Source organism: Streptomyces arenae, assembly GCF_022343545.1.
GTDB lineage: Bacteria > Actinomycetota > Actinomycetes > Streptomycetales > Streptomycetaceae > Streptomyces > Streptomyces humi.
In genome coordinates, this window is record NZ_JAKQYH010000088.1 from 55,556 (window position 1) to 73,433 (window position 17,878).

The following is a 17,878-nucleotide window of genomic DNA, read 5'->3' on the forward strand; positions in this document are numbered from 1 at the left end:
TTCCCCCTCAGTTGTATTGCCAGAGATGCAAGGCTAGGAGGCAGCGCGAAATCGGCTTGGAAGGATACGAGGGTCCCATGACCGCTACCTGCGCACACCTAGCGGACGGTGAACCGCCGACGGCTCGCACACCGGATGGCTGTGAGGAGTGCTTGGCGAACGGCGGGTACTGGCTGCATCTGCGGCTCTGCCTGACCTGCGGACACGTTGGGTGCTGCGACAGCTCACCCGGCAAACACGCCACCGTTCACTTCAGCAGGACCGGTCATCCCGTGATCCAGTCCTTCCAGCCCGGTGAGGACTGGCGCTGGTGCTACATCGACGAGCAGCCGGTGTGACGGCTGCTCAGGAGGGACTAATGAACGTTCCCAACCCCGCGATCCTCACCGTCGACGACGATCCGGCGGTGTCCCGGGCGGTCGCTCGCGACCTCAGGCGCCGTTACGGGGACCGCTACAGAGTGGTGCGCGCGAGCAGTGGGGCGGAGGCCCTGGAGGCGCTGCGCGAGCTGAAACTGCGCGGTGTGCCACTCGCGTTGATGCTTGCCGACTACCGGATGCCGAAGATGAACGGTGTTGAGTTCCTCGAGGCCGCGATGGATCTCTTCCCGCTCGCCCGGCGGGTGCTGCTCACCGCATATGCCGACAACGGTGCGGCGATCGACGCCATCAACGTGGTCGACCTCGACCACTACCTGCTCAAGCCGTGGAACCCACCGGAAGAGCATCTGTACCCGGTCGTCGACACCCTCCTGGAAACGTGGCGCGCGACGCCGGACCCGGCCGCATCCGACATCCGGGTGGTCGGGCACCGCTGGTCGGCGCCGTCCTTCGCGGTGCGGGACTTCCTTACCCGGAACCTGGTGCCGTATCGCTGGCTACTGGCCGATGAAGCGGAGGGCGGCCGGCTGCTGGCCGCAGCCGGGCTCACCGCCACCCAGGTGCCGCTGGTGGTCACCGCCGACGGGACGACTTTGGTCAGGCCGACGGAGGCAGACCTCGCCGCCCATGTCGGGCTGAGCACCGCACCCGCCGCCGAGCTCTACGACCTGGTGGTGGTAGGGGGCGGCCCGGCGGGCCTGGGTGCGGCTGTCTACGGGGCGTCCGAGGGACTGCGCACCGTCCTGGTGGAGCGAAGGGCGACTGGCGGGCAGGCGGGGCAGAGCAGCCGTATCGAGAACTACCTCGGATTCCCCGACGGCGTGTCCGGCGCCCAGCTGACCGACCGGGCCCGGCGCCAGGCGGTGAGGTTCGGCGCGGAGATTCTCAGCACCCGCGAGGTGGTGGCGCTGGAGCCGGCCGGCTCCGCGCGGATGCTGCGCTTCGACGATGGATCCGCCACCACGGCGCAGAGCGTGATCCTGGCCACCGGAGTGTCCTACCGGCGTCTCGAGGCGCCCGGCCTGGAGGCGCTGACCGGCTGCGGCGTCTTCTACGGCTCCGCCCGCAGTGAGGCCCCCAGCTGCACGGACGACGACGTCTACGTGGTGGGAGGCGCCAACTCCGCCGGGCAGGCTGCGGTGTACTTCTCCCGCTACGCGCGGCAGGTGCACATCCTGATCCGCGGCGACGACCTCAGCCGCTCGATGTCGAGCTACTTGATCAGCCAGATCAACGCCGTCGACAACATCACGGTGCACTCGAGCACCCAGGTCGTGGCCGCGGAGGGCGACGGCCACCTGGAGCGGCTTACTCTGCGGGACAACCGCTCCGGTGCCACGCGGACCGTGGACGCCTCCTACCTGTTCGTCTTCATCGGCGCGCAGCCGGGCACGGACTGGCTGGACGGGGTGGTCACCCGAGACGCGAAGGGCTTTCTTCTCACCGGCACGGACCTCGTGACCGACGGGCGTCTGCCAGTGGGCTGGCCACTGACGCGGGCCCCGTACCACCTGGAGACCAGCGTGCCTGGCGTGTTCGCCGCCGGGGACGCACGGGCCTCCTCGGTCAAGCGGGTGGCGTCCGCCGTCGGCGACGGCGCGATGGCCGTATCCCTGGTGCACCAGTACCTGGAGACGCAGTGAGCGGGCGGCAGGGCGACGAAAGCCGGGAGGATCGGGAGCGGCTGTCTCCGACAGAGCTGCGCAGTCTCTTCCTGTTCGAGTCGCTGAACGATGCCCAGCTGGAGCTGCTGGCTGAGTGCGGCCGGGTGGAGCAACGGGCCGCAGGCAGTGTGGTGTTCGCCGAGGGTGAGCCTGCGACCTGCTTCTTCGTGCTGCTGGAGGGGTCGGTGGCGCTCAGCCGCCGGGTGCGCGGAGACGACGTTGAAGTACTGCGCGCCGACCATCGCGGCGTGTATGGCGGGGCGAACCAGGCCTACCTTGGGGACCGTGTCGAGCAGCGGTACATCAACACCATGCGGGCGCTGACTGGTAGCTGCTTCTTCGTGCTGCCTGCCGACGAGTTCGGCACCGCGGTGCGCACCTGGTTCCCGATGGCGGTGCACCTGCTGGAAGGCCTGTTCCACGGCCTTCGGCTGAGCAACACCGTCACGGGCGAGCGGGAGCGGTTGGTCGCCCTCGGCGCGCTGTCGGCGGGACTGACCCACGAGCTCAACAATCCGGCGGCGGCCGCCCTGCGGGCTACCTCTGCACTGGGGGAGCGGATCGTGGGCATGCGGAAGGAGTTCGCGGCCATCGCCGACGGCAGCCTGGACGGACCTCGGTTGAAGGGCCTCGTGGAGCTGCAGGAAGCAGCGGTGCAACGGGCAACGACAGCGCGGCAGTTGTCCGCTCTGGACGCCTCGGATGCCGAGGACGAGCTCAGCGACTGGCTGGACGAGCACAGGATCGAAGGCAGTTGGGACCTTGCCTCCACTCTGGTGGCTGGGGGTGTCGACACGGCCTGGCTCGACTCGGTGGCCCGGGCGGTCGGTGAGGAGCAACTCGCCCCGGCGGTGCGCTGGATCATCCACAGCATCGACACCGAGCTGCTGAGGGTGGAGATCGACGACTCGGTGTCCCGGATCTCCGGCCTGGTCGACGCGGCCAAGCAGTACTCCCAGTTGGACCGAGCACCCCAGCAGACCGTCGACATCCACACCCTGCTAGAGGCGACCCTCACGATGCTGCGGGCCAAGATCGCGCCCGGCGTCACCGTGGTGCGCCAGTACGACCCGGACCTGCCGCCGATCCTGGCGTACGGCGCGGAGCTCAACCAGGTGTGGACCAACCTCATCGTCAACGCCCTCTATGCCATGGGCGGCGAGGGCACCCTGACGCTGCGCACCCGGCGGGACGGCGACCGGCTGCTGGCCGAGGTGGGCGACACCGGACCAGGCATCCCCCCGGAGGTGCGGCCCCGGATCTTCGAGCCGTTCTACACCACCAAGCCGGTCGGCGAGGGAACCGGGCTCGGACTGGACATCTCGTACCGCATCGTCGTCAACAAACACCACGGCGACATCAGAGTGGACTCCCGCCCAGGAGAGACCTGGTTCCGGGTGGGTCTCCCACTTGCTAGAGACACGCCGACCTGATGATGGGGGACTGCTTAGGCCCGGATCTGGACCCGGGATTTCTATCACCACACAGCAGCCAGCCGGTGCCTGGTTCGCGAATATCTCGGTCCCCTGGCCTGCATGAAATCAGAACCAACCGCAGCCTCGCTGCACACGTATCAAAGGTCGTAAACCCATGATCAACATCACCCTCAACAACGGAGTCGACATCCCCGCCCTGGGCCTCGGAGTCTTCCAGAGCAGCCCTGAGGAGACCGCCGATGCCGTCGCCACAGCACTAGCCACCGGCTACCGCCACATCGACACCGCTGCCGTTTACCAGAACGAGCGTCAGGTCGGCGAGGGCCTGCGCCGCTCGGGGCTCGACCGCGCGGAGGTCTTCCTTGAAACCAAGGTCTGGGTCAGCGACTACGGCTCCGACGCGACCCTGCGTGCCTTCGACAAGGCCACGCGCAAGCTCGGCGTGGAGCAACTGGACCTGCTGATCCTGCACCAGCCCGCCCCAAGTCGCTTCGACGCTACCGTGGCCGCCTACACCGCCCTGGAGAAGCTCCTCGCCGACGGACAGGTGCGCGCGATCGGCGTCAGCAACTTCATGCCGCACCACCTGGCCGACCTGATGCAGCGCACGAGCGTGGTGCCAGCGGTCAACCAGATCGAGCTGCATCCGTACTTCACCCAGCCGGCCGTGCAGAAGGCCGACACCGACCACGGCATCCTGACCCAGGCATGGTCACCGATCGGCGGGATCACCTTCTACCCGGGCTGGGGCGAGCAGCGCCGCAACGTGATGAACGACCCCGCCGTCACCGCCATCGCGCAGGCACACGGCAAGAGCCCGGCCCAGACGCTGCTCCGCTGGCATCTGCAGCAGGGGCGCTCGGCCATCCCGAAGTCGATCAACCCCCGGCGGATCGCCGAGAACTTCGACGTTTTCGACTTCTCCCTCACCGACGACGAACTCGCCACGATCGATGCCCTCGACACCGGTGTCCGGCACGGACCCGACCCGGACGCAGCCCGCACCAATGTGTTCGACATGGTCATCCCCGACGCCTAGAAGACAGTCCCCCGGGAGGTGGCACCGCTCGTCGCGGCTCCTCCACCGAGACCAGGACCTGCCTCCGGCCGGGTGCCTGCATCTCCGGCCCCCTTCATGCGCGGCTCGCGGAGCATCACCGTGCGCGCTCGCTGCCGAGGGGGCCGTCCTAGACGAAGAAAGGCAAGAGCATGCGCACTGCACTGATCACAGGGTCTGGCCGACGAGAAGGGCTGGGGTTCGAGACCGCCCGGCAGCTGGGTGCCGAGGGGTTCCATGTCATCGTGTCCGCTCGGCAGCTCGAGCAGGTGGGGCCCCTCGCCGCAGAGCTCGCCGACCAGGGCATCGAGGCGTCCGCCCTGGCACTGGACCTGCTCGACCACGCAAGCGTGACGACGGCCATGCAGCGCGTCAACGCGCAGTTCGGGAAGCTGGACGTCCTGGTGAACAACGCCGCGATGATGGTGGGCTCCCCTGGCGTGGCGGAGAAGGACATGGACGAGCTGCTGCTTGAATTCCAGACCAACGTGGTCGGTACGTGGAGCGTCACCCAGAAGTTCCTGCCCCTCCTGATCGCCAGTGGTCGCGGCAGGATCGTCAACGTGTCCAGCGGAGCTGGGTCGTTCTGGGATCCCGACTACGGACTGGTCAACTACCCCGGATTCGAGATGGAGCGATTCGGCGCGATGCCGATCTCGGCCTACGCCATGACCAAAACAGCACTCAACGGGCTCACGCTCAAGATGGCGAAGGAGCTCAAGAGCGACAACATCCTCGTCAACGCCGTATGTCCCGGAGTCACCGCCACACGCCCCGGCACTGAAGCATTTGCCCGCCCCGTCGCCGACGGCGCCAAAGGCGTCGTATGGGCCGCTACCCTGCCCGACGACGGCCCCACCGGCCTCTTCTTCAGGGACGGCAAGCAACTGCCCTGGTGACAACAACCCGTGTCCAGCGCCAAGGCGGAAGGCATCGCGTGCACTTTACGAGCCAACTGCGACGCAGCCATAGCCGCAGTGATGCGTGCCCCTGTCACGATGGGCAAGCCGCGTGAGCCGTCCGGCGACGTCGCATGGGCCTGTCCGTGTACAAGCCTATGTACATAGGCGGTTCGGGCTCAGATGCACACTCGATCGGGTTGATCTTGAGCGTGTCGTACACGGGTAATCGGGCGCCCGTATCCCATGGTGAACCCTGTCTACCTCGCCAACAGGGAGCGAGAAACACCCCTCCACTGTTCAAACAACCAGCAAGATGCACAACCTGACAAGGAGATGACGATGACCAGTACGCACGAGCGTGAGTTGACCACCGGGGTAAAGGTCCCCCTTGTTGGCTTCGGAACTTATCTCATTCCGAACGAAGAGACCGCGTCCGCCGTCGAGAACGCCCTCGCCGCAGGGTACCGACACGTCGATACCGCCGAGGTGTACGAGAACGAGCGTGGCGTCGGTGAAGGGCTGCGGCGCGGTATGCAGCAGGCAGGCCTCGAACGCGGCGACGTGTTCGTGACGACCAAGCTGTGGCCGCTGGCGGGGGAACGCCCCAAAACGACCGAAGAGACACTGCAGTCCATTGACGAGAGCCTCGGCCGGCTCGGTCTGGAGCAGGTCGACCTATATCTCATCCACGCCACGTTCGGGCGTGAGCAGCGCCTGGCACAGTGGCAGGGGCTGGTTGAGGCATACAAGAGCGGCAAGACGCGCGCGATCGGCGTTTCGAACTTCAATTCCGATCACATCGACGAGTTGATCGAGGCGGGACTTCCCATTCCGCACGCCAACCAGATCGAACTGCACCCCTGGTCGCAGAAGCCCGATCTGGTCTCCTACTTGAACCAGAAAGGCATCACCCCCATCGCCTACAGCAGTCTGGCTCCGTTGTCGACTTGGCGCATCGCCCCTGGTCAAGCAAGCGGAAAGACGGAGGAAATGCGCACTGAGGGAGAGCAGCCTGATGCCCCCTTCAGGAAGCTGGCGGAAAAATACGGTGTGACCGAGGCGCAGTTCCTCCTTGGCTGGGGCGTGCAGAATGGCTATCCGGTGCTTCCCAAGAGCACCAACCCGGTCCGTATGCGCGAGAATTTGGACGTTTTCTCGTTCCGCATCGACGAGACCGACATGGACTACATCCGCGGCATGGACCGCGGAGCAGGTCTCGCATGGGGTGAAGTAGATCCCACCACGCACGATTGAGCCACGCGCGGCTTCCTCCCGCGCTGCCAAGACGGCATCGGATCAGGGTGTCCAGCACCTCCGCGCCTCTTACCCGAATGTGATCGTTTGATTCCTGCTGGTCAGGCGTGGTTTCACTAGGGTGGGGGAGGCGTGCGGCGTCATTTGCTAGCGCGTGCACGAGACAATCGCATGATCGAGTAAGCGAGTTGAGAAGGACTCGGGCGCGTACAACTGCGACGACAGGGCCCCGGGGTACTTCTCGGTTTGGTTCGTACCTCCGAGATACCAAGGGGCCCTGTCTTCATGCCGCGATCGCTGGAAGATCACCCGACCTGGAACCCTGTTCGACCTGTCCGTTCCATGATCGGTTCAGAAAATGCCCCTGACCAGCAAGAATGAGGATTGTCGAGGCCCTTGTTCCTGCCATCGACGGAGGCACTTCCCAGGTGAAGCACTCCATCGGGTCCTACCCCCGCTTCCGGGTCCAGGACGACGGCCGCTAGGCGGTTTCGTTTGGATCAGCGGGCGGACCAGAGGAAGATGCCTGCCACGTGGAGTCCGGCCAGGTAGATGGTCGCGGTCTTCTCGTAGCGGGTGGCGATCCCGCGCCACTGTTTCAGGCGGTTGATGCACCGCTCGACGGTGTTGCGCTGCTTGTAGGTCTCGCGGTCGAAGGCCGGTGGCCTGCCTCCCCGGCTGCCCCGTCGCAGTCGGTGGCCTCGCTGATCCGCCGGGATGGGGATCACAGCTCGGATGCCGCGCTTGCGCAGGTGTTCTCGGATTGCGCGGGATGAATAGGCTTTGTCCGCAAGGATCACGTCCGGCCTGGTGCGGGGTCGTCCTCGCGGCCGGGGAATGCGCAGGCGGGCCATGACGTCCGTGAAGGCGGGCGCATCCCCGGCCTGCCCGGCGGTGAGATGAAAGGCCAGCGGCCGACAGCGGTCGTCCGCAGCAAGGTGAATCTTCGTGGTCAGCCCGCCGCGGGACCGGCCGATGGCGTGGTCGTCGGGTTCGCCTGCTGGGGCCCCTTTTTGCGGGCCCCAGCCGCATGCTGGTGAGCGCGCACGATCGTGGAGTCCACCGAGACTGCCCAGTTGAGGTCCTCATCGGCGTCGGCCTGGGCCATCAGCGCGGTGAACACCCGCTCCCAGGTGCCGTCGACGGCCCACATCCGCAGCCGGTTGTAGACGCCACGCCAGTTGCCGTACTTCTCCGGGAGATGCACCCACTGAGTGCCGGTCTGGAACTTGAAGGCGATCGCGTCGATCACCTCCCGGTGATCACGCCAGCGCCCACCCCGCTTGGGCGTCCGGTCCGGGAGCAACGGCTCGACCCGCGCCCACTGCGCATCACTCAACGACACACCCGGACCAACGACCAACTGATCCAAACGAAACTGCCTAGGTGTGCTGTCCGGACAGGTTGGTGACGCGGCTGGCTGGCGGGCGGGATAGCAACGAGCGTCGAGCAGGCTGGTCACCAGCCGGTAGTCATCACCTTCGCGGGCGGTGCCGCCTGATCAGACACCCTCGCCGCCTCCGGCGAGAAAGCCCTGCAGGCCATCCGCTCCGCACGGTTCGAATTCCGTTCGTACCTGGTCGTTGGCCGGCAAGAACGCCCCGAGAGCCGACGGCCAGGTCGCCAATCGACCTCGACGGCGCCCTCGTGGTCGCCCACTTCGACAAGGAGGAAGCGGCCCTGACCTGGAAGAAGACCTACGGTCATCACCCCCTGATGGCCTTCCTCGACTACGGACCAGGCGGAACCGGTGAGCCCGTCGCCGCCCTCCTTACAAGCCATCTCATTTGGCCCGCCGGTAGAGCACGGAGAAGTGGACGTGGTGGCTCAAGTAGTAGGGGCGCATGAACTTGTATCGCGCGTGCTTCCGTCTTTCGGCACATCATGTCCTCGATGACCATGAGGCATTGCGATGATGATGTCGTGGCTGGCGTGAGGCGGCAGCCACAGGGCGCGTCAGTACCAGTAGAACCAGATGGATGGAGTGGACGATGCGAGACACTGAGATACCTCCGGCGGACGACTGGGACCCTCCGCAGACGACAGACGAGGATTACCTCAACTTGCTCTGCGGGCCCATCGATAGCCCACCGGTCAGCTCATCTGGTCAGTCGGCGCTAGCAGATAAGGGTGCAGGCGATACTGGCGAAGGCTAGAAAGTGGCTGGCTTGGCGTTCGTAGCGGCGATGCAGACGCCGGCAACCCGCTAGCCAGGCCATGGTGCGCTCGATGGTCCAGCGATGACGTCCCAGCCCTTTGGAAGACGCGATGCCCCTGCGGGCGATGCGGTGCCGGATGCCACGCTGACGTAACCATCGACGCAGGTGGTCGTAGTCGTAGCCCTTGTCGCCATGCAGCTTGGCAGGCCGCCGTCGGCGCGGACCGCGGCGGGAGCGGATGGGCGGGATACCGCGCACGAGCGGTTCGAGGGCCTGGCTGTCATGCAGGTTGGCTCCGGATATCCCGACGGACAGCGGCAGGCCGGTGCGCTCGGTGATCAAGTGGATCTTCGAGCCCTACTTGCCCCGATCCACCGGATTCGGACCTGTCAGGTCCCGTTACCTTCTTCGTGGCCCTGCAACGGGGCTCCCGGCCTCCGGTCCCGGCATGATTCTGGTCCCCTGTCAGTGATGATCGAAAGGGTGCTGTCACCGGGCACGGAGGCATCGGCAGACCGCTGATCAGGGGCATGGGCGCCGACCCCGTACCGGGTGAGGCAGCTCTCCGTAACGTGGATGCCGGCACGCTGATGCCGCAGGCAGGCCGGGACGGTTCGGAGCTGGGGAGCAAGGATCGCGTGACCGAGGACGAGACCGTCGACGTGTATCTGGGCCTGGACGTCGGCAAGGGCGAGTACCACGCCACCGCCCTGACTCCGGCCGGGAAGAAGGCCTTCGACAAGCCCCTGCCCAACACCGAGCCGAAGCTGCGCGAGCTGTTCGCCAAGCTCCAAGCCAAGCACGACACCGTGCTCGTCGTGGTCGACCAGCCTGCCTCCATAGGCGCCCTGCCTCTGGCGGTCGCCCGGGACATGGGCTGCCAGGTCGCCTACCTGCCGGGCCTGACGATGCGCCGCCTCGCCGACCTGTATCCAGGCGAAGCGAAGACCGACGCGAGGGACGCTTACGTCATCGCCGACGCGGCCCGCACCATGCCGCACACGCTCCTCGCCATCGACCCGGCTGACCAGACCACGGCCGAGCTGCAGATGATCGTCGGCTTCGACGACGACCTCACCACCGAGACCACCCGCATCAAGAACCGGCTGCGCGGCCTGCTCATCCAGATCCACCCCTCCCTCGAGCAGGTCCTGGGCCCCCGCCTGGACCACCCGGCTGTCCTCGCCCTGCTGCAGCGTTTCGGCTCACCCGCGCAGATCCGCAAGGCCGGACGCCGCCGCCTGGTCACGCTGCTGCGACCGAAGGCACCGCGGATGGCCGAGCGCCTGGTGGACGACATCTTCACTGCGCTCGACGAGCAGACAGCTTGACGAAGACCATAGGGGCACCCTTTTCGGGGCCCGCGTGTTCACCGAGTCGATCGCGCAGCGGGACCAGTCCAGTTCACCGCGGGAGCCGAGGTCGTCGAGGACCAGGCGGTGGAGCTTCGCCCACACCCGAGCCTTCGACCACTCGGTGAAACGTCGGTGAGCCGTGGGTCTCGACGGTCCGAACGAGGCGGACGGCACTTGCTGCCATGTACAGCCCGACGTGGCCACGAAGACGATCGCCGCCAGTACCTCCCTGTCACCGTGCCGGCGCCGGCCGCCGCCCTGAGGTCGACTCGGCGCCTCCGGCACCACTCGCTGGAACAACTCCCACAGTTCATCTGGCACCAGCCGCTCAACGATCCCCACACCTGGAGCCTATCGAACACCTCAAATGAGATGACCTCTTACGAGTTGGTGCGTGATAGCGGGTGAGGTGTCGCACCTGGCTGGTGGCATGATCCGACTGTGGCGATCATGGTCAATCGGGCGGTGCTGGCGCATCGGCTGTTCACGGGGGTCTCTCGGCGTCATATAGCCCGCCTGGTTGAGGAGTTGGCGACTCCGTGGCAGGCCAACCTCGAGGGCCGCCGTCATGCTGCACGCGGTGGAGTCCGGAAGCGGGCCGCGGGCGCCGGCGCCCGCCATCAGCTGGTGTTCGTCGACCGGTTGGTGGCCACACTGATCCATCTGCGGCACGACCTGCCGCACTCGGTGCTGGGCCTGCTGTTCGGCGTCGACCGCTCCACCATCACCCGCGCGATCGGAGAGATACGTCGGCTCCTGGCTGAGCGGGGATGCGCGGTCCCCGACCGCCCTGGCCTGCGTCTGCGGACGCTGCCGGATGTGTTCGCCTACGCTCAGGCCGAGGGCATCGAGTTGCGCCTGGACGCCACCGAGATCCAGGTCCGCCGGCCACCGGCCGGACGTGGTGGCCGACGCGCGTTCGTCTCCGGCAAGAAGAAGCAGAACACGATGAAGGCCACCGTAATCGCGGACTGGCGTGGCCGCACGTTATGGACCGATGCCCTGCGACCTGGACGTATGCACGACGCCACGGCCGCCCGCACCGCGCTGGAACCTGCGGATGAAAGCCGCCGAGCGCATCCTGCTCGCCTTGCAGGACACCCCCGGCGCGCCGATCCGGGCAACCGACGTCGTGCCCCTGTCGAGGTTGCACCTGCCAGTCAAGCCGATCTTGAAGCTACTTACCGAAGTAGGCATGCTCGACGACGATCGCATCCCGCGGATCGTTACCTGGTTCCAGGAGCAGACCGCTTCGCTTCCGGAACCGATGGTCGGTGAATTGACCGCCTGGTTCGAGCTGGTTCTCCGCGGTGCGACATCTGCGCCACGGGTCAAGGCCCGCCCGCACCAGTGGATCCACAAGAAGGTGTACGAGTCGCTGCCCGCCCTGCGGACGTGGGCCGCCGACGGCAAGGAATCGCTTCGGTCTGTCACGCGTGCCGATGTCCTCGCTGTACTCCCCGGCGGGGGAACACCGCGCGTGGCAATGCTGCAGGGCCTGCGGCACATCCTGCGCCTCCTGAAGCGCCGAGGGCTCATCTTCACCGATCCCACCACCCAGATTTCCGGCGGCAGCACCTTCCCAACCGTGCCGCTACCGGTACAGGTGGCTGACCTCCGCGAGCCCCTGAAGGACGAGGCCACTCCAAGAGCGGCCCTGGCATCGTTGATCATCTTTCACGGGCTCACCTCCAAAGAGCTGCAAACGATGGTGACTACTGACCTCTGTGACGGCCGCCTGTGCCTGAAGGACCGCACCGTACTGCTTGCCACCGAAGTACGGACCCGCCTGGAGAAGTACCGGGCATACCGAACCACCCGGTGGCCACGCACCGCCAATCCGCACGTGTTCATCTCCCAGACCACCGCCTGCGGCACCGGCCGAGTCAGCCACGTGTGGATCAACGACACTCTCGGCATCCCCGCCCGTCGGCTTCGCGAGGACCGTCTCCTACACGAAGCCGCATCCACCGGCGGAGACCCCCGCCGCATCTGTGACCTGTTCGGCCTCTCCGTCGGGGCGGCGCTCCGCTATACCTCCACCGTCGGCCAACCCGGCATCGTCGAGTACCGCCTACGCAACTCCGGGCCACGCCCGGCCCCCTACGCGCCAACGGCATCGGCTGACACCGCCGGCTCAGCGGGCCCGGGTAAACCCGGGCCCGCACAGGTCCGGTGAGCATCGATCCTGCTGGGCGCGAGCAGCGGGCCAGCGATCAGTACCGGAGCCGGGGGGTACCTTCATCGCCTGCGATGTGCTCGGGCAAGAGGTCGGCGGCGTCCGTACGAACAGGCCCGCGGCTGACGTCCTGGTCACGGGCCAGGGAGGCGATGGACTGGAGGCCGAGGCACGCGGTGGGCACGTTGTCGATCTTGTCGGCCGGCTTGGGCGGGCGGCGCCCATGTGCCCCTTGGCCTCGGGGTCGGTCCGACGGCCTGCACCTCTGCGCGATGTACTGCCCGGCCGATGGGCCTGCAGTGCTCGCTATGGTGTTGGGGCGTCGCTCCCTCCGGTTCCTCGGTTTTCGAGGGTCAGACGGACAGCCAGTGGCGGGCTCGGTTCGAGGTGATCTGAAGGACCTCTGGATCGCTTTGAGGTTCGGCCCAGATCTGCAGGTGGAAGGCGTCGATCGGCTCGGCGGAGTACAGGTCGAACGCCTGGTCCATGTGTCGGGCGTGGTAGCGCAGGCGGTACCAGCCCGCCCCAGCAGGCATGGGTGGCAGAACGATGAACTTGCCGCCGCCTTCCCAGGCACTGACAAGGACCGTTTCAGTGTCGACTTGAAGGCTCACTTCGACCGCGTCCTCGTAATCCCCAAGAAGCGGATCCGGCTCCCGGGCATGGACCGATACCGTCAGGTCGGTGACACCACTGTTGAGGCCGGTGACCAGGAAGGCCCCACCACGTACGGTTCGCAGGATGCCTGCGTGGGATTCTCCGGGCGCCTTCGGTTCAGGGTGAACGGTGCGGTGAAGGTTGCGGTCGAGCACGTAGAACTGCGCATAGTTCACGGGGAATTCGGCCGCATGGATATAGGTGTTCTCGGGATCTCCCGACACGACAGTCTCGATTTTTCCGGTCACGCGACTTCCTCCGTATGTGTAGTGCACGCCTGGCTCCGCGCCAGGAACCGGTGGCTGCGGAGCCAGGCGTGCACGACTTGCTCTCAGGTGACGTTCAGCAGGAACAAGGAGTCGTTCTGGCTGGTGGCGCTGGAGTCGACTCCGCTGCCGGTGTAGTCGAGCAGTTCGTGGTGGGACCAGTCACTGATCGGGCCACCGCCGCTGGTCAGATGGGTCCAGCCCGAGGCGCCCCAGCCGAACCTGTAGATGCGGTTGTGGTCGGCATAGTAGTCCGTGTAGCCGCTGCCGTAGGAGAGTTGTTTCTTCATCGTATTGTTGAAGAAAACGTTGTTGGGGCCGGATGAGCCGGACCACTTGACGGCCTTTTGGCCGGCGGCCCACCAGATCGGAAACCAAGTCGAGTCGTCAGGGGCGTTGCCGCCCTCGTCGCCGCAATTGCTGTAGCAGCTTCCCGATCTGTGCTCGTAGGGAACTGTCGATGTGTTGAGTTCGAACAGGTTGTTGCGTTCCCAGCCGCCGTGGAGGTTTAGGTCCGAGTCGAAGTCGTTGCCGATGGCGACGTTCCCCGATGCGGACCACTGGAAGGTGAAGTGACGGAGGTTACGGGTGGTGTTGCCGGCGTAGACCGAGTCCCAGACCCGGGAACCTCGGAAGTAGCCGTTACCGCCCTTGCCCTTGTTCCAGGCGCCACCGAGGTAGTTGTCCGTGATGGTGAGGTTCTTCGCTTCCTCGGTCACGATCGGGTGCGATCCGGTCATGGACATGTTGACGTTTTTGACCCAGTCATTGACGGCCCACTTGAAGACGATGCCGTTCATCTCCGCCGCCGGGTCCATGTGGCCGTAGTTGTGGACGGCCGTTGTCGAGCTCTGCCCGGGCAGCACCTGGGTGATGTACAGGTTCTCGAAGCCGACGCCCTCGACGGGGTCAACGAGCGGCGAAGCCTTGGAATCGACCGGGGCGGTAGGGCAGGTGTCTGTGCCGTTGGCGTCTTCGTCACAGGGTATGGGCTCGGATCCATCGGATTCAGAGGTCACCGGGACGTCGTATTCGAGGATCTTGTGGAGTGTTGACGATCGAGATGTGGACGTGCGGTTTCCAGGAGCCGTAGGTGTCCAGGTCGCCGTCGGCGCGTAGGGCTCGAAGACGGCTTCGGCTCCCAGGAGGCTCCCAGTCACTCTGAGTCGCGCTTTGCCCCAGGCGGCGAGGATCCTAGGTGATGCAGCTGGTGATGGATGGCTTGGGCAGCATCCAACTGGCCCCGACGCGCTCTCAGCGGACGTTGCCCATCCGAGATCGCTTACCGCCCGATTGAGTCGGCCGGTGCAGCGCACCCAGACGAACTCTGGTGCTCCCTGCGGCCACTGTGGCCCTACTACCCATGAGTTCAGTCTTGAATGCCCTTCGGAAACCACGAACCGACGGCCTTTGAGCACTGCCCGACAGAGTCGAACAGTGGGAACGCGACCGCCACGGGCACTCCTCCGACCGCATCACCGTCGAACACGCCCTCGCCGATCACAAACGCTGGAAGCAACTGACTCGCTGGACCCACCGCCGTGACCGTCTGTCCGACACCTACCGCGCCATCGCCAGCCTCGTCTCCGACCGCACCAGCATCACCTGAACACAGTCCACGACCAGGCCAAACACGCCTCACCCGCTACCACGCACCAACTCGTTACACCGTGTCCTACATGGTCAGTTTGCCGAGGCGTTTGTAGCAGCAGAGGGCGGCGGCGAGTCCGGGAAAGGCCAGGTAGTTGCGGGGATGCCGCTCGTAGCGGGGTGACAGGCGGCGGTAGCCGGTCAGCCAGGACAGGGTGCGCTCGATGACCCACCGTCGGCGGCCCAGTCGTTCGCTTGAGTCGATTCCCTTGCGGGCGATGCGGACGCCGATGTGCTGGCTGTGCAGCCATTGACGCAGGTCAGGAACATCGTAGGCTTTGTCGGCATGCAGTCGCTGGGGCTTGGAATGGTCGCTGTGGGATTCGTGTCCTATGTGGAAATGGGCGACCATCGGCTTCAGCCCGAGGCTGTCGTGTGTGTTCGCTGCGGAGAGGCCGACGCGTAGGGGCAGTCCGTTCGCGTCGGACAGGCGTGCATCTTGGAACCCGGCTTGCCCCGGTCAACGGGCGACGGACCTGCAAGTTCGCCCCCTTTTTTTGGCGCGGACGTGGGCGGAGTCCAGTACCGCCCGGGACAGGTCGACCAGGCCGTGGCCGGCGAGCATCTCAAGCACCCTCTGGTGCAGCCGTCCCCAGACGCCCGCCCGCGACCAGATCAAAAACCGACGGTGCACCGTCGACTTCGAAGCTCCGAAACACGGCGGTAGAGCCCGCTCCATCCCCACCGCCCACGCCCCCTGACCCGGCTAACGACCAACTGACCATGTACGACACGGTGTTAGGCCGGGAAACGCGGGCTCGAACACGGCAGCCGACCACATCACCACCGCCCAACTCGCCCTGGCTCAACTGCCGAAGCGCTACCGGCGGGGGCGGTAGACCCTGATCCGCACGGACTCCGCCGGCGGCACCCACGACTTCGTTTCCTGGCTCGCCCAGCGGGGCGCTGGCTGTCCTACTCGGCCGGTATCGCCCTCGACCTGCTGGCCTTGATGCCCATGCTCGCCCTCACCGGCAAGGCCGACTCTGGGAACCCCGCCGCCTGCGATTCCGTCTCTTCTCCGCGGTCGCTCAGCTCGTCGCCCCGGACCTGCGCGGCTCTGTCACGAGCTGAGTGTGCGCCGCTCAGGCGAGGGTTTCCGGTCGTACCAGTGGGGGCCTCAGCCCGTGCTGAGCTGCCGAAAGGCGTCGTGGGCCGGGGTGCCGGGTTCCGTGGTCCACATGATGAGTTGCAGGTCGGGGTCGTCGGCGCATAGGAGAGTGGTCCAGTCCACCTCGAGCTCGCCGAAGTCGGGGTGGTAGAGCGTGGTGTGGCCGCCTGTGCGTGTCTGCACTTCATGCTCAGTCCACCACTGCCGGAAGTGGGGGTTGCGCTTGGAGAGTTCACGGACGAGCGCTGCCAGTGGCTGGTCATCGGGGTACCGGGCGGCTTCCATCCTCAGTTGGGCGACGCTGATTTGACCGGATTCTTCCCACCGGGCGTGACTGCGTCGGATCGGTGTGTCGGTGAACATCTGCCAGATGAAGTTGCGTTCGGGTTCGGGGATCTTGCCGAAGTCGCAGAAGAGCGAGGCGGCGGTGTGGTTCCAGGCAAGGATGTCGGTGCGTCGTCCGACGATGAATGCGGGCGTGGTGTTGAGGTCATCGAGTATGCGACGCAACTGGGGCTGCAATTGCTGTGGACCTTCGGCCGCTTGCCGGGGCGCGGCTCCCTTGCCTGCGAGTTCGAACAGGTAGATGCGCTGATCGTCGTTGAGGCGCAGCACTTTGGCCAGCTCAGCGAGGACCGGCTCGGAAGCCTGGACGCGCCCCTGTTCCAGACGGGTGTAGTAGTCGGTGCTGATCGCGGCGAGTCGTGCGACCTCCTCCCGGCGCAGGCCGGGGACGCGGCGCGTCCGCCTGGCTGTGGCCTGGCCCGCTTCTTCGGGATCGATCTCGGCGCGGCGCCTTCTGAGGAACTCGCCCAGGCGGCTCAGCTGTGGCTCTCGAACCATGCCTGCCATGATCCCAGGGATGGGGCGCGTGAGGGTGAAGGGGGGCATCATTTTCCTAGGTTCCCGGCCCCAGAACGAATCTTTCCTATGGCAGGTCAGGTGGCGGAGGCGTTCCCGCCGTTGTTGGCAGCCCAAGAGGCCAGCAGGCGCAGACCGTCGCCGCTGGGGGTGCCGGGTTCGGCGGTCCATACGGTGAGGTGCTGGTCGGAGGCGGTGCCGACGGTGAGAGTGTCCCAGTGAAGAGTGAGGTCGCCGGCGATGGGGTGGTGGAGTGCTTTGGCGCCGATGGTCACGGAGGACGCCCGGTGGTTGCCCCACCAAGTACGGAAGTCGTCATCTTGCACAGACAGCTCGCCGACCAGTGCGGCCAGGCGGGCGTCCTGAGGGTACTTGGCAGCCTCCATGCGCAGCATGGCCACGCAAAGGCGAGCCGTACAGTCCCAGTCGGCGTACAGGGTGCGCATGGCGGGGTCGGTGAACAGAATGCGCACGTAGTTGCGATGTTTCTCGGGGATTCGGGAAAAGTCGGTGACCAAGGCGGCACCGAGGGCGTTCCAAGCGAGGACATCGAGCCGCCGGCCCATCACGACGGCAGGCGTGAAGGTGAGGTCATCGAGCAGCCGTTGCAGTACCGGCTGAACCTTTTGCACTCTGTGGCGGCGGGGTCGGGCGCTGTCCTTGCTGGCCAGCTCGAAGAGCTGCCCCCGCTGGTCGTCGTTGAGGTGCAGGACGTGTGTGAGGACCTGCAGGATCGGACCGGAGGGCTGGATGTGGCCCTGTTCGAGGCGGGTGTAGTACCCGGTGCTGATGGAGGCGAGTTTGGCTACTTCATCCCGGCGCAGCCCCGGGACACGGCGTGGGCTGGTGCTGGGCAGGCCGACGGTGCAAGGGCTGAGCTCGCCGCGGCGGGCCTTGAGGAACTCGCCCAGCTCCTTGAGGTGGGCGTTATTGGTCATTGGTTCAGT

General features: G+C 66.1%; 12 protein-coding genes and 8 pseudogenes. 12 read left to right on the forward strand and 8 right to left on the reverse strand.

Features of this window, described 5'->3' with window-relative positions:
• Positions 1 to 77: 77 nt before the first annotated feature.
• The 6 genes from MB828_RS40995 (at position 78) to MB828_RS41020 (ending at position 6,693) form a co-directional block, all read left to right on the forward strand.
• Positions 78 to 338 carry a UBP-type zinc finger domain-containing protein gene (locus MB828_RS40995; RefSeq protein WP_301652600.1) on the forward strand — a complete coding sequence of 87 codons (261 nt, stop codon included), beginning with the start codon at positions 78 to 80 and terminating at the stop codon, positions 336 to 338.
• Positions 339 to 358: 20 nt separating this feature from the next.
• Entirely contained in the window at positions 359 to 2,023 is a 1,665-nt protein-coding gene (locus tag MB828_RS41000; RefSeq protein WP_301652601.1) for an FAD-dependent oxidoreductase, read from the forward strand.
• Entirely contained in the window at positions 2,020 to 3,477 is a 1,458-nt protein-coding gene (locus MB828_RS41005) for an ATP-binding protein (protein WP_301652602.1), read from the forward strand. The genes MB828_RS41000 and MB828_RS41005 overlap by 4 nt, the downstream gene beginning before the upstream one ends.
• Positions 3,478 to 3,634: 157 nt before the next feature.
• Entirely contained in the window at positions 3,635 to 4,519 is an 885-nt protein-coding gene (locus tag MB828_RS41010; RefSeq protein ID WP_301652603.1) for an aldo/keto reductase, read from the forward strand.
• Between the two features lie 170 nt (positions 4,520 to 4,689).
• The gene (locus MB828_RS41015; RefSeq protein ID WP_301652604.1) at positions 4,690 to 5,436 is read left to right on the forward strand and encodes an SDR family NAD(P)-dependent oxidoreductase; all 747 of its coding nucleotides are present in this window, start codon (positions 4,690 to 4,692) and stop codon (positions 5,434 to 5,436) included.
• A 342-nt stretch (positions 5,437 to 5,778) separates the two neighbouring features.
• Entirely contained in the window at positions 5,779 to 6,693 is a 915-nt protein-coding gene (locus MB828_RS41020) for an aldo/keto reductase family protein (protein WP_301652605.1), read from the forward strand.
• A 500-nt stretch (positions 6,694 to 7,193) separates the two neighbouring features.
• Here the strand turns inward: MB828_RS41020 and MB828_RS41025 are convergent.
• A protein-coding gene (locus tag MB828_RS41025; RefSeq protein WP_301652661.1) for an IS5 family transposase occupies positions 7,194 to 8,056 on the reverse strand; the annotation gives its coding sequence in 2 pieces (ribosomal slippage) (positions 7,194 to 7,679 and positions 7,682 to 8,056; 861 coding nt in all).
• Positions 8,057 to 8,197: 141 nt separating this feature from the next.
• On the opposite strand from MB828_RS41025, the pseudogene MB828_RS47050 reads away from it, so the two are divergent.
• Positions 8,198 to 8,466 (forward strand): annotated as a pseudogene (locus MB828_RS47050) (transposase); the annotation flags it as partial.
• A gap of 344 nt (positions 8,467 to 8,810) precedes the next feature.
• Here the strand turns inward: MB828_RS47050 and MB828_RS41030 are convergent.
• A pseudogene (locus tag MB828_RS41030) lies at positions 8,811 to 9,242 on the reverse strand (IS5 family transposase); the annotation flags it as partial.
• Positions 9,243 to 9,442: 200 nt separating this feature from the next.
• Here MB828_RS41030 and MB828_RS41035 point away from each other — a divergent pair.
• Positions 9,443 to 10,177: pseudogene (locus tag MB828_RS41035) on the forward strand (IS110 family transposase); the annotation flags it as partial.
• A gap of 27 nt (positions 10,178 to 10,204) precedes the next feature.
• On the opposite strand, the pseudogene MB828_RS41040 reads toward MB828_RS41035, so the two are convergent.
• Positions 10,205 to 10,549, reverse strand: a pseudogene (locus tag MB828_RS41040) (transposase); the annotation flags it as partial.
• Between the two features lie 108 nt (positions 10,550 to 10,657).
• On the opposite strand from MB828_RS41040, the pseudogene MB828_RS41045 reads away from it, so the two are divergent.
• Together MB828_RS41045 and MB828_RS41050 are read left to right on the forward strand one after the other, a co-directional pair.
• Positions 10,658 to 11,248: pseudogene (locus MB828_RS41045) on the forward strand (transposase family protein); the annotation flags it as partial.
• A 154-nt stretch (positions 11,249 to 11,402) separates the two neighbouring features.
• Complete coding sequence (locus MB828_RS41050) at positions 11,403 to 12,386, forward strand: hypothetical protein (protein WP_301652606.1); 984 nt, start codon at positions 11,403 to 11,405, stop codon at positions 12,384 to 12,386.
• Positions 12,387 to 12,739: 353 nt separating this feature from the next.
• Here the strand turns inward: MB828_RS41050 and MB828_RS41055 are convergent, their stop codons facing one another.
• Both MB828_RS41055 and MB828_RS41060 read right to left on the reverse strand, forming a co-directional pair.
• Positions 12,740 to 13,291, reverse strand: coding sequence for a hypothetical protein (locus MB828_RS41055; protein WP_301652607.1), 552 nt, complete (start codon positions 13,289 to 13,291; stop codon positions 12,740 to 12,742).
• An 83-nt stretch (positions 13,292 to 13,374) separates the two neighbouring features.
• On the reverse strand, positions 13,375 to 14,328 hold the full coding sequence (locus MB828_RS41060; protein WP_301652608.1) for a hypothetical protein: 954 nt from the start codon (positions 14,326 to 14,328) through the stop codon (positions 13,375 to 13,377).
• Positions 14,329 to 14,723: 395 nt separating this feature from the next.
• On the opposite strand from MB828_RS41060, the pseudogene MB828_RS46780 reads away from it, so the two are divergent.
• A pseudogene (locus MB828_RS46780) lies at positions 14,724 to 14,918 on the forward strand (transposase); the annotation flags it as partial.
• Between the two features lie 66 nt (positions 14,919 to 14,984).
• Here the strand turns inward: MB828_RS46780 and MB828_RS41065 are convergent.
• Positions 14,985 to 15,632, reverse strand: a pseudogene (locus MB828_RS41065) (IS5 family transposase); the annotation flags it as partial.
• A 64-nt stretch (positions 15,633 to 15,696) separates the two neighbouring features.
• Here MB828_RS41065 and MB828_RS41070 point away from each other — a divergent pair.
• Positions 15,697 to 15,896, forward strand: a pseudogene (locus MB828_RS41070) (IS1380 family transposase); the annotation flags it as partial.
• A gap of 183 nt (positions 15,897 to 16,079) precedes the next feature.
• On the opposite strand, the gene MB828_RS41075 reads toward MB828_RS41070, so the two are convergent.
• Both MB828_RS41075 and MB828_RS41080 read right to left on the reverse strand, forming a co-directional pair.
• Entirely contained in the window at positions 16,080 to 16,922 is an 843-nt protein-coding gene (locus MB828_RS41075; protein WP_343236239.1) for a helix-turn-helix domain-containing protein, read from the reverse strand.
• An 86-nt stretch (positions 16,923 to 17,008) separates the two neighbouring features.
• Positions 17,009 to 17,869: a helix-turn-helix domain-containing protein gene (locus MB828_RS41080; protein ID WP_301652609.1), complete on the reverse strand. Its 861-nt coding sequence runs from the start codon at positions 17,867 to 17,869 to the stop codon at positions 17,009 to 17,011.
• Positions 17,870 to 17,878 lie beyond the last annotated feature (9 nt).

Coding starts and splice junctions, on each gene's coding strand:
- MB828_RS40995 (WP_301652600.1), top strand. CDS start 78: ATGACCGCTACCTGCGCACACCTAGCGGACGGTGAACCGCCGACGGCT.
- MB828_RS41000 (WP_301652601.1), top strand. CDS start 359: ATGAACGTTCCCAACCCCGCGATCCTCACCGTCGACGACGATCCGGCG.
- MB828_RS41010 (WP_301652603.1), top strand. CDS start 3,635: ATGATCAACATCACCCTCAACAACGGAGTCGACATCCCCGCCCTGGGC.
- MB828_RS41015 (WP_301652604.1), top strand. CDS start 4,690: ATGCGCACTGCACTGATCACAGGGTCTGGCCGACGAGAAGGGCTGGGG.
- MB828_RS41020 (WP_301652605.1), top strand. CDS start 5,779: ATGACCAGTACGCACGAGCGTGAGTTGACCACCGGGGTAAAGGTCCCC.
- MB828_RS41050 (WP_301652606.1), top strand. CDS start 11,403: ATGCTCGACGACGATCGCATCCCGCGGATCGTTACCTGGTTCCAGGAG.
- MB828_RS41075 (WP_343236239.1), bottom strand. CDS start 16,922: ATGGCAGGCATGGTTCGAGAGCCACAGCTGAGCCGCCTGGGCGAGTTC.
- MB828_RS41080 (WP_301652609.1), bottom strand. CDS start 17,869: ATGACCAATAACGCCCACCTCAAGGAGCTGGGCGAGTTCCTCAAGGCC.